At 70.9% G+C, this 10,480-nt stretch carries 7 protein-coding genes; 6 read left to right on the top strand and 1 reads right to left on the bottom strand.

All coding sequences use genetic code 11. The features are described from left to right. The 6 genes from AC1DXV_RS08030 to AC1DXV_RS08005 all read left to right on the top strand — a co-directional run. Window positions 1–2,293, top strand: a 2,293-nt coding sequence (locus tag AC1DXV_RS08030) for an eCIS core domain-containing protein (RefSeq protein WP_477933144.1), incomplete at its 5' end; no start/stop codon positions are given. Continuing rightward, window positions 2,290–2,877: a hypothetical protein gene (locus AC1DXV_RS08025; RefSeq protein ID WP_477865833.1), complete on the top strand. Its 588-nt coding sequence runs from the start codon at window positions 2,290–2,292 to the stop codon at window positions 2,875–2,877. The genes AC1DXV_RS08030 and AC1DXV_RS08025, both read left to right, overlap by 4 nt. A 13-nt stretch (window positions 2,878–2,890) precedes the next feature. Beyond that, the gene (locus tag AC1DXV_RS08020; RefSeq protein WP_477933142.1) at window positions 2,891–4,021 is read left to right on the top strand and encodes a prolipoprotein diacylglyceryl transferase family protein; all 1,131 of its coding nucleotides are present in this window, start codon (window positions 2,891–2,893) and stop codon (window positions 4,019–4,021) included. Window positions 4,022–4,052: 31 nt separating this feature from the next. Beyond that, a complete protein-coding gene (locus AC1DXV_RS08015; RefSeq protein WP_477865831.1) occupies window positions 4,053–4,370 on the top strand; it encodes a hypothetical protein in 318 nt (105 codons plus the stop codon). Continuing rightward, the gene (locus AC1DXV_RS08010; protein WP_477933140.1) at window positions 4,367–7,939 is read left to right on the top strand and encodes a BadF/BadG/BcrA/BcrD ATPase family protein; all 3,573 of its coding nucleotides are present in this window, start codon (window positions 4,367–4,369) and stop codon (window positions 7,937–7,939) included. Before AC1DXV_RS08015 ends, AC1DXV_RS08010 begins: the two co-directional genes overlap by 4 nt. After that, entirely contained in the window at window positions 7,936–9,429 is a 1,494-nt protein-coding gene (locus AC1DXV_RS08005) for a hypothetical protein (RefSeq protein ID WP_477865829.1), read from the top strand. Before AC1DXV_RS08010 ends, AC1DXV_RS08005 begins: the two co-directional genes overlap by 4 nt. 9 nt (window positions 9,430–9,438) lie before the next feature. Here AC1DXV_RS08005 and AC1DXV_RS08000 read toward each other — a convergent pair whose 3' ends face one another. Continuing rightward, on the bottom strand, window positions 9,439–10,440 hold the full coding sequence (locus tag AC1DXV_RS08000; RefSeq protein WP_477933138.1) for an expansin EXLX1 family cellulose-binding protein: 1,002 nt from the start codon (window positions 10,438–10,440) through the stop codon (window positions 9,439–9,441). Window positions 10,441–10,480 lie beyond the last annotated feature (40 nt).

Raw genomic sequence — 10,480 nt, 5'->3', positions numbered from 1 at the left:
GCACGAGGGGCAGATGCGCAAGACCGAGTTCCTCGATGCGCTGCGGCTGGCGATCTGCGCCGCCGTCGACGAAGGCCTGGTGGGCACCGGCCGCGACTCGCAGGGCTGCCCGTGGATCGATCACTGGCTGGACTACTACCGCTCGCGCAGCGCGAGCCAGGTCGAACTCTCGCTGCGGCGCTATGCGCCCGAATCGCGCGGCGCATCGAGCGTGGCGGGCTACATCGGCGCGGTGGCGGCGCGGGTGCAGCGCAGCGCGCGGGCCTGGGCCGCCACCGGCGAGATCAGCGGGCTGCCCGAGGACATGCCCGACTCCCCGATGGCCGGCGGCGGGGTGCTGAACGCCTTCGGCGGCATGTTCTTCAAGGGCCGGCCCGGCGGCGCGCAGGCCGCGCGGCCGCCGGCCTCGGTGCAGCACGAGCTGGGGCAGGGGCAGCCCTTGCCGACGCCGGTGCGCGAGCGCATGGAGCCCGCCTTCGGCACCAGCTTCGCCGACGTGCGCCTGCACGACGATGCCACCGGCAGCCGGCTCTCGGACGACTTCAACGCGCGCGCCTTCACGGTCGGTCGCCACGTGGCCTTCGGTGCCGGCGAGTTCCGGCCGGGCACGCCCGGCGGCGATGCGCTGATCGCGCACGAGCTCGCGCATGTCGCGCAGCAGGGCGGCGCCTCGGGCGCGAGATCGGCGCAGGACGCAGGGCCGCTGGAAGCCGACGCGGACCGCAGCGCCGCCGCGTTCGTCAGGCAAGGCTGGCTCGGCGCACGCGAGGCGGCGCGCGACGTGGCCCCGCGCCTGAAGAGCGGGCTGACCTTGTCGCGCTGCTCGAAGGACAAGTCGAAGGTGGCGCAAGGAAAGGACCTGCACGCCGGCACCGCGCAGCCCGACGCCACCACCCAGCAGGCCGTGCAGCGCGAACTGCATCCGGGCGCGGCGGGCTCCGGCCCGACGCTGGCCGACTGGGATGCCCTGAGCACAGCGCCGGGAACGGCCCTCCAGAAGGCGGCGCGCAAGGCCGACCTGAAGACGAAGGTGACCGATGCGATGCGCCTGGAACTCGACGCGAACATGCCAGGCATCCATGCCATCGCAGGCCCCGCGCGGGTGCCGATCGCCGACCTCGAAGGGCCGGGCAACGCGGCGAAGAAGGTGGTGGACCAACGCTTCGACGAATGGATTTCCGTGGCGGCCCTGACGCCGGGCCAGGCGGCCGTGCGGCACGGCTTCGCCTTTCGTGCATCGGGTGCGAACCAGAACCTGTTCGACGCCAACGACAAGACCCAGCGCGCGCTGGCCGGGCTTCCGATCGACGCCCACGACCTGGCGGGCTGGATCGCCGAGACGGCGGGCTCCGCAGCCATGGCGCCGCACAACTTCAGCCCGACCCGCGGCGGCGAGGAGCAGACCTTCCTGGAGACCGAGATCGTGGCGCCGTTCGTGGCGGCGCGCCAGGCGGACCTGGAGCTGTTCGATCTCTTCGGCTTTGCCCTCACCGATCCGCGCACCGGCAAGATCGTCATCGGGACCGCGCCGGATCCCTCCCTGAGCACGACCGCGGGCTCGGGCGGGGCGCCATCCCCGGCACAGCGCAACGTGCGCTGGTCGGCCTGGGAGACGCTGGTCCACGAATACATCCACACGCTGGAGCATCCGGTGTTCCATTCGGCGGGAGGCGCCAACAACCGCATCATGTCGGAGGGCTTCTGCACGATGTTCAGCGAAGAGGTGCTGCTCGACCAGATCCCCAAGGCGCCGAAGAACGCATCGCTGCGCGCCGAGATCGAGGGCGGAAGCTTCCCCGAGCCACCGGCGGGCACGGTGCCCCCGTTCGAAGCCGGCAGCTACGCGGATTTCCTGGCGCACGCGACGGCGATCCGCGGCAAGGTGGGCGACAACGCCGTGAAGGCGGCCTTCTTCCAGGGCCACGTCGAGTTCCTCGGGCTGGAGCCGGGCGGCGGCACCACGGCACCGGTCGCCGCCGCGGCGCGCGACCTGCTGAGCGTGCCGGCGGGCATCACGACCGTGGACCAGCTGGCCAAGGCAGCCAACGTCGCGGTGGCCGACATCGCCGCGGCCAATCCGGGGCTGACGGGCAGCACCGTCATCTCCGGCAGCGTGCGCATCCCGGGCGCCCGCGAGCACATCGTGGTGTCGGCCGGGACGGGCGGCTCGGAGACCCGGGCGCAGATCGCGAAGCAGAATGGCATCACCGAGTCGGCGCTGGCCGATGCCAACCCGGCGGCGCCGTGGGGATCGCTCACCGCCGGCATGCGTTTGCTGATTCCCAAGCCATGAAGATCCGCCATGCCACCCTTGCGCTGCTGGCAGCCACGCTGCTCGCCGTCCATCCGAACCCGGAGGCCGAAACGATGAATGCACCGGAACCGTCCGCCTGCGTGAACGCGCTGCGCGCCTTGGCCGAGGGCCGCCTCGACGCGTGGCATGGCCTGCCCCCGGGCTGCAGCAGGCAGGATGCCGAAACGGCCTACGGGCCCGGCGCCGGCGGCCCCGACGGCGTCGCGTCGCTGGCCGGTACGCCGACGGCGTTCAGGCGCTATGCGCGGTCTGCGCAGGTACCGCGCGACGTGCAGGTGTGGCTGCGCGACGGTGCGATCCTGGGCCTGGAGGTGAACGACCTGCAGCCGGCGCGGCCCATCGCGGACATGCTTGGCGAGCCCGAGGCCAGCGAACGCTCGGGGGTCGGCAGCGTGCACACGCAACGCATCCATGCGTCGCGCGGGCTGGTGCTGCACGTGCAGAACATCACCGGCGCGATCGTGCGCGCCTACGGGTTCGCGCCTTGCACGCTGGAGCAGTTCCGCACCCTGCCCTGGGGGCAGGTGCGCGTCGAGCGGCGGCCGATCCGGCCGCCTCGCTGACGAGATCGCCGGCATGCCCCTCCTGCCGCATTCCCRCTGGCTGCGACCGCGCGTGACGGTCTTCGGCCGCTGCGTGTCGAGCTTCCAGGTCTGCGGCGCAGTGGGGCTGCTGCTCGCCACCGGGCTGGTCTCGGTGCTGGCTGCGCACCAGGGCCTGTCGGCCATCGTCGTCGCCTGCCTGCTGGCGAGCGGCCTGGCGACGGCCTTCGTGCTCGCGATGGCGACCAAGGTCCTCACCGGCCGCGAGGCGCTGGTGTTCTACCACCACGAGATCGCGATCCTGTCGACGGGTGCGCTGCTGCTGCAGGCGCTCGGCGCGCCGGTGCTGCGCTATCTCGACCTGAATGCCCTGTGGCTCGGGGCCTTCCTGGTCTGCGGGCGACAGGGCTGCCTGATGGTCGGCTGCTGCCACGGACGGCCGCACCACTGGGGGGTGCGGTACAGCGACGCGCATGCGCGCGAGGGCTTTGCCGCCTGCTACGTCGGCGTGCGGTTGTTCCCGATCCAGGCCCTCGAATCGATGCTCGTCGCGGCGATCGTCGCGGCCGGCAGCGTCATGGCGTGGCGCGGCGATCGCGCGGGCAGCGTGCTGTGCTTCCATGTGGTGAGCTATTGCGCCGTGCGCATCTGGCTCGAGGAACTGCGCGGCGATGCGGCGCGTCCGTATTGGGGCCGGTTCTCGGAGGCGCAATGGACCTCGGCCGCGTTGATGGCCCTGGTGCTGGCCGGCGAATGGCAGGGCCGGCTGCCGCGGACGCACTGGCACCTGGGCGTGGGCCTGGCGACTGCCCTCGGGTTGACGGTGCTCGCCGTGGCGGGCCGCGCCCGGCACCGCATCCTCGCGCCGCGTCATGCGGGCGAAGTCGCCGGCCTGATCCACTCGCTCGCCCTGCCGCAGCAGGGGCCGATCGCGGTGCGGCGCACGTCGCAGGCCTTCGGCGTGTCGACGCAATCGCTCGGCTGCGTGGGCGGCCGTCCGGTGGCGCTCTATTCGCTGTCGCACGCCGGGCGCCGCCTGGAGGCCGGCGAAGCACGTGCACTGTCGGGATTGATCGCGAACCTGATCGGTGCGCGCGGCGTGCGCGACCTGCTGCGCGGCAGCCGGGGCATCTACCACCTGATCGTGCGGGAAGCGCGGCGCTGAGCCGCCCGCCCGCAGCCACCAAGGAGACGCCATGCCCATCCCTTCCTGTGAGCCGGCGCGCATCCACCCGCCGCATCCGTCCTCGCGTGGCGGCCACGCGCTGTGGGCCCGCTCGGTGCTGCGGTTGCAGCAGACGGTGGGCAACCGCGAGGTGCTGAGGTTGATCGGGCAGTCGCAGCCGGCCGAGACGGCCGCGCAGGCGATGCCGGTGGTGGCCTGCGTGCCCGAGCCCGAGCCCGTACCCGCGCCTTGGCGGCTGCGCGTGCTGGCCGCCATGCGGCGGCTGCGGCCGGGCTCCGCTGCGCAGCCGCAGGGCGACACCGTCGTCCTGCTCGAGGACAAGCGATGACGCGGCCCGACGCCTTGATCCTCGGCATCGACGTCGGCTCGACCACCGTCAAGACCGTGGTGGTCGATCCCGCCAGCCGCGCCATCCTCTGGTCCGACTACCGCCGCCACGAGACGCGGCAGGCTGCCGTGGTGGAGGACCAGTTGTCGGCGATCGAGGCGCAGTTCGGCGCCGTGCCGCCCGCGTCGATGCGCGCCTTCATCACCGGCTCCGGCGGGCCGCCGCTCGCGCCGCTCGTCGGCGCGAAGTTCGTGCAGGAGGTCAATGCGGTGACGATCGCCGTCGACGCCTTGCATCCGGAGGTCGGCAGCGTGATCGAGCTCGGCGGGCAGGACGCCAAGATCATCATCTACAAGCCCGCGCCGCCCGGTGCGGCGGCTTCAGACCGGCGCGTGATCGCCTCGATGAACGACAAGTGTGCCTCGGGCACCGGCGCGACCATCGACAAGTGCGTGCTGAAGGTGGGCCTGGCCGCCGAGGCGCTCGCCGCGCTGGCGTGGCAGCCCGGCAAGCTGCATCCGGTGGCCGCCAAGTGCGGCGTGTTTGCCGAGACCGACATCGTCGGCCTGCTGAAGGCCGGCCTTCCGGCCGAGGAGATCATGTGCTCGCTGGCCGACGCCATCGTGGCGCAGAACCTCTCGGTGCTGACGCGCGGGCACACGCTGCAGCCGCGCGTGCTGCTGCTCGGCGGGCCGAACACCTACCTGCCATTCCTGCAAGGCTGCTGGCGGCAGCGCATCGCCGAACTCTGGCAGTCGCGCGGGCTCGCCGTTCCAGGCGACCTGACCATCGAGGAACTCGTTTTCGTGCCGGCGCATGCCGAGCTCTACGCCGCCTACGGCGCCGCGGTGTTCGGCCTGCAGGAGCCGCCGCAGGTGGGCCGCTACGCCGGCCTGCCGGCTTTGCGCGCATCGATCGCGCAAGGGCGCGGCGCCCGGGCGCTGCACGCGCAGGGTCCGGCCCTGGTGGCGAGCGATGCCGAGCGCGATGCCTTCGTCGAGCGATTCCGCGCCCTGCCTTTCGTGCCGGCCGCCTTCGCGCCGCGGCAGGTGGTGCGCGCCTTCGTCGGCATCGACGGCGGGTCCACCTCGTCGAAAGCGGTGCTGGTCGACGAGGCGGGCGAACTGCTCTTCAAGGACTACCAGCTCTCGCAGGGCAACCCGCTGGCCGACGCGAAGCAGATCCTGCAGCGCGTGCGCGACTTCGTGGGCGGGCAGGGGGCCACGCTGCAGGTACTGGGCGTGGGGGCGACCGGCTATGCGGCGGACATCCTCGAACAGACGCTCGATGTCGATGCGAACATCRTCGAGACGGTCGCGCACATGATGTCGGCCCGGAGTGCCTTCGAGGATGCCGACGTGGTCTGCGACGTGGGCGGGCAGGACATCAAGGTGCTCTTCATGGCGGCCGGCGAGATCCGCAACTTCCGCCTCTCCAACCAATGCTCGGCCGGCAACGGCATGCTGCTGCAGGCGATGGCGAGCCAGTTCGGCGTCGCGCTGCAGGACTATGCCGAACTGGCCTTCCGCGCGCGGCTGAGCCCGCAGTTCAACTACGGCTGCGCGGTGTTCCTCGACACCGACCGCGTGAGCTTCCAGAAAGAGGGCTACGGCAAGGAGGAACTGATGGCGGGCCTCGCGCTGGTGCTGCCGAAGAACATCTGGCAGTACGTGGTGCAGCTGCCGCGCCTGGACCAGCTGGGCCGCGTCTTCGTGCTGCAGGGCGGCACGCAGCACAACCTGGCGGCGGTCAAGGCGCAGCACGACTACATCGTGCAGCGCGTGCCGGGCGCGGTGGTGCACGTGCACCCGCACTGCGGCGAGGCCGGCGCCATCGGTGCGGCGCTGGAGGCTCGCCGGGTCGTCGGGCGGCGCGGGCACAGCCGCTTCGTCGGGCTCGACGCGGCCATCGGCCTGGCTTACACCACGCGCAACGACGACGGCACGGTCTGCCATTTCTGCGCCAACGCGTGCAAGCGGACCTTCATCGATGCCGCGACGCCGCAGGGCCGGACGAGCCGCTACATCGCGGGCTTCTCGTGCGAACACGGCACGGTGGAATCGAAGGAGGCGCTGAAGGCGCTGGTGTCGCACCGCAAGTCGCTGAAGGCGCAGTTTCCGAACCTGGTCGACTACGAGGCCGAGCTGGCCTTCAAGGCCTTCCACACGCCGCAGCCGCTGCCGGACGCGGGCACGCCCTTGCAGCAAGTGCGCCGCGCGAGGAGCTGGAAGTCGCTCTGGCTGGCGCCGGTGCGCGGTTTCGAGCGATCGGCGGGCGCGGCCCGGCGCGCCGCCTTGCGCATCGGCATGCCGCGGGTGCTGAACATGTACTCGACCGGGCCGCTGTGGCGCGCCTACTTCGAGGCGCTCGGCGTGGCACCGCGCAACATCGTCTTCTCCGACGTCACGAGCGAGGAGATGTGGGAGGCCGGCGGGCGCTACGGATCGATCGATCCCTGCTTTCCGTCGAAGGTGGTGCAGGCGCACATCCACGACCTGCTGCTGGTGAAGCACAAGCTGCGGCCGCTCGACTTCATCTTCTTTCCCTGCCTGACGCACCTGCCGAGCTTCGTGCGCGGCATGCCCGACACCACCGCCTGCCCGATCGTGGCCGGCGTGCCCAAGGTGATGCGCGCGGCCTTCACCAAGGAATGCGACCATTTCGCGCGCGGGGGCGTGGCCTACGTCGATCCGGCGATCACGCTCAACGAGCCCGGCTTCATGCAGCAGCAGATGTTCGAGGCCTGGGGCGAGCGCCTGGGCGTGACGCGCGACGAGAGCGACTTCGCGCTCGACCAGGCCTGGGCGGCGCTGCGCTGCTTCGACAGCGAGATGCAGCGCCGCGGCATGCTGCTGCTGGAGCAGCTGGAGGACGAGGACAAGGTCGGCATCCTCGTGCTCGGCCGGCCCTACCACGGCGATCCGGGGCTCAACCACGGCGTGCTCGACGAGTTCCAGGCGCTCGGCTACCCGGTGCTGTCGATCCGCTCGATCCCGAAGGACCCGCAATGGCTGGCGCGCTTCTTCGGTGGCGATGCGGATGTCCTCGGCGTGGCCGACGTGTGGCCCGAGGCGTATTCGACCAACAGCGCCGAGAAGGTCTGGGCTGCGAAGTTCGCGGCCAGGCATCCGAACCTGGTGGTGCTCGACTTCTCGAGCTTCAAGTGCGGCCACGACGCGCCGACCTACGGAATGATCGACAACATCGTCGCGGCGAGCGCCACCCCGTACGCGGCGCTGCACGACATCGACGCCAACAAGCCGTCGGGCTCGATCAAGATCCGCGTGCGGACCTATGCGCACACCTTGCAGCGCCACGCCGAGAAGCTGCAGGACCTGCGCGCCGCGAAGGACGAGCTCGCGCAGCGCATCGATGCCCGGCGGCGCGAGCTGCGGGCCCGCCGGCAAGGCGGGCGCGTGGTCGGCAGCGACGCGGCCGATCAGAGCTACGCCGCATGGGTCGACGAAGAGAAGCCGATCCGCTTCGCACCCGTCGAGCCGAGGAGCGGGCGCGCGTGCGAGACCGCGGTGAAAGCGCAGCCGATCACGATTCATCGGAGGCCAGCATGAATGCACCGGACGGCAACGCGACCCGCAGCGTGGTCTGGCTGCGCGACGAACTCGCGCAGGCGGCGGACATCGAGCGCGAGCTCCAGCAGTTCGAGCGCGACGAGCGCGTGCGGCTCGGCCTCGCCGCCACGCCGGCCGTGCATTGGCGAGACGCCGCGCCGCAGCGCTTCAGCTGCGCCGAGCGGGCCCGCACGACGCTGCTGTGCGGCGGCCTGACGCAGGCCCAGGACCTGCTGATCCAGGGCGCRCTCCGGGGCATCGGCTACCAGGTCGAGGTGCTCGGCACGCCGGACAACGAGGCGTTGCGCTTCGGGCGCGAGTTCGGCAATCGCGGCCAGTGCAATCCCACTTATTTCACGGTCGGCAACCTGGTCAAGCACCTCGTGACCCTGCGCGATGTGCAGGGCCTGGGCACGCAGGAGATCATCGAGCGGCACGTCTTCGTCACCGCCGGGGCCTGCGGCCCGTGCCGCTTCGGCACCTACGCGACCGAGTACCGCAAGGCGCTGCGCGATGCGGGCTTCGCGGGCTTTCGCGTGTTGCTGTTCCAGCAGCAGGGCGGCTTGCGGCAAGCCTGCGGTGGCGGCGACGGGCTGGTGCTGGACCGGCGCTTCTTCTTCGCCGTGCTGCGTGCGGTGATCGCGGGCGACGTGCTCAACGCGATGGGCTACCGCATGCGGCCCTACGAGTGCGTGCCCGGCGCCACCGAGGCGGCACTGGCGCGCTGCAAGACCTTGCTGCACGACGCGCTGGCCACGCGCGGCAGCCTGCTGGCAGCGCTCTGGACCTGCCGCAGGCTGCTCGGCGGCGTGGCACTCGATCGCTCGCAGGTCAAGCCCAGGGTATCGGTGATCGGCGAGTTCTGGGCCATGACCACCGAAGGCGACGGCAACTACCGGCTGCAGGCTTTCCTGGAAGCGGAGGGCGCCGAGGTGGATGCGCAGCCCGTCACGGCCTGGCTGCTCTACAACGTGTGGCAGCTGCGCTGGGACACGCGCCGGCGCATGAAGCTGCAGCAGGCCGACCCGGGCCGCCACGGCCTGGCAGGCAAGCATCCGTTGCGCCGGCTCGCGCTGGCGCGCGCAGCCGATGCCGCGTTGCGCAGCACCTACGCGCTGTTCGCCGTGACGCTCGGCCTGAAGGCATGGCGCTTGTGCGACCTGGACGAGATCGCGACCTTGTCGCACCCGTTCTACGACAACCACCTTCGCGGCGGCGAAGGGCACATGGAAGTCGGCAAGCTGATCCAGAGCGTGAAGCACCGCAAGGCGCACATGGTCGTCAGCGTCAAGCCCTTCGGCTGCATGCCTTCTTCCGGCGTCTCGGACGGCGTGCAGTCGCTGGTGGTCGAAAAGTACCCGCAAGCCATTTTCTGCACCATCGAGACCACGGGTGATGGCGCCGCCAACGCCTACAGCCGGGTCATGCGAGACCTGTTCAAGGCGAAGCTGCTGGTGCGGAAAGAGCAGGAAGCGCTTCGTCGCGGCTGAGGCCCTCGCTCACCGATTGGCGCAAAACCCGAACGATGTACCGGCCCCGGCCTGCAGCACCTGGTTCCAGGACACGCCACTGGCGGTGACGGTGCTGCCGCTTTGCGACAGCGTGGCATTCCAGGAGGTGTAGGTGGTGCCGGCGACGCTGAAGGACACCGTCCAGGTCAGCGGTGTCGCATTCGGGTTCGTCACGGTGACGTTGCTGCAATAGCCCTGGCCCCAGTCGTTCGCCACGGCGATGCCCGTCGTGGCCGGCAGGGCGGCTCCGCCGCTGCCGCCTCCCCCGGACGAGCTGCCGGGAGACGGCAGGACCTTCGGGAACTGGAGGCCGAGATCGATCTCCGTCGTGACGGCCAGCGCCACGCCCGTCGCCGTGATCACCTGGCCGAACACGTCCGTGATCTGCAGGTCGTAGGGCCCCGGCCCCATGCCGCTCGGGGCGATGAAGTAGTTGTACATCTCGCGCCCGAGGGCGCTGTACGCGCCGCTGCCGCCGCCGGGTCGCCAGGCGAGGGACGCGACCGGGCTGCGATGGTCGCGCACCTGCACGCCGGCCCACCATTGGCTGGAGCCCTCTTTGAAATAGACCTTCGCCGCCGGCGGCGTGCACGACACGTACTTCCAGCTGATCGGAATGCGGCCGGCCCCCAGTGGCGAGATGCCGGCAAAAGCCTCTTGCGACAGGTCGACATCGCCGGGTGCGCATTCCGGACAGCGGTCGTCCACCCGCACGACCACCGACTGCTGAGTATTCAGGTTCGTCACCTCGATGCAGGCGCCGCAGGCCTGGGCGGTGTCGTAGTCGGCCGTGTTCATGGCCGCGGTGAGGATGTCGGTGGGCTTGGGGAACGAGCAGTTGCCTCCGCCGCCGTATCCGTAGAAGGTGCCCTGGCCGGTGTGCGTCTGCTGGTAGTTGCCCTGGGCGGCGGCCACCAGCGGGCCTCCCATCAGCAGGCTTCCGATGAATGCCGCGATGCTGCGGCGTGAGGTCGCGTCGGATGATGTCATGGCTGCTCCCGTTGCTGCGCCGCATTGGCGCACGGGGACT

The sequence above is a fragment of the Rhizobacter sp. P3_C12 genome, assembly GCF_056402735.1.
Note: the sequence above shows the minus strand (reverse complement) of the source record. Positions and strands in the feature narration are given on the sequence as shown.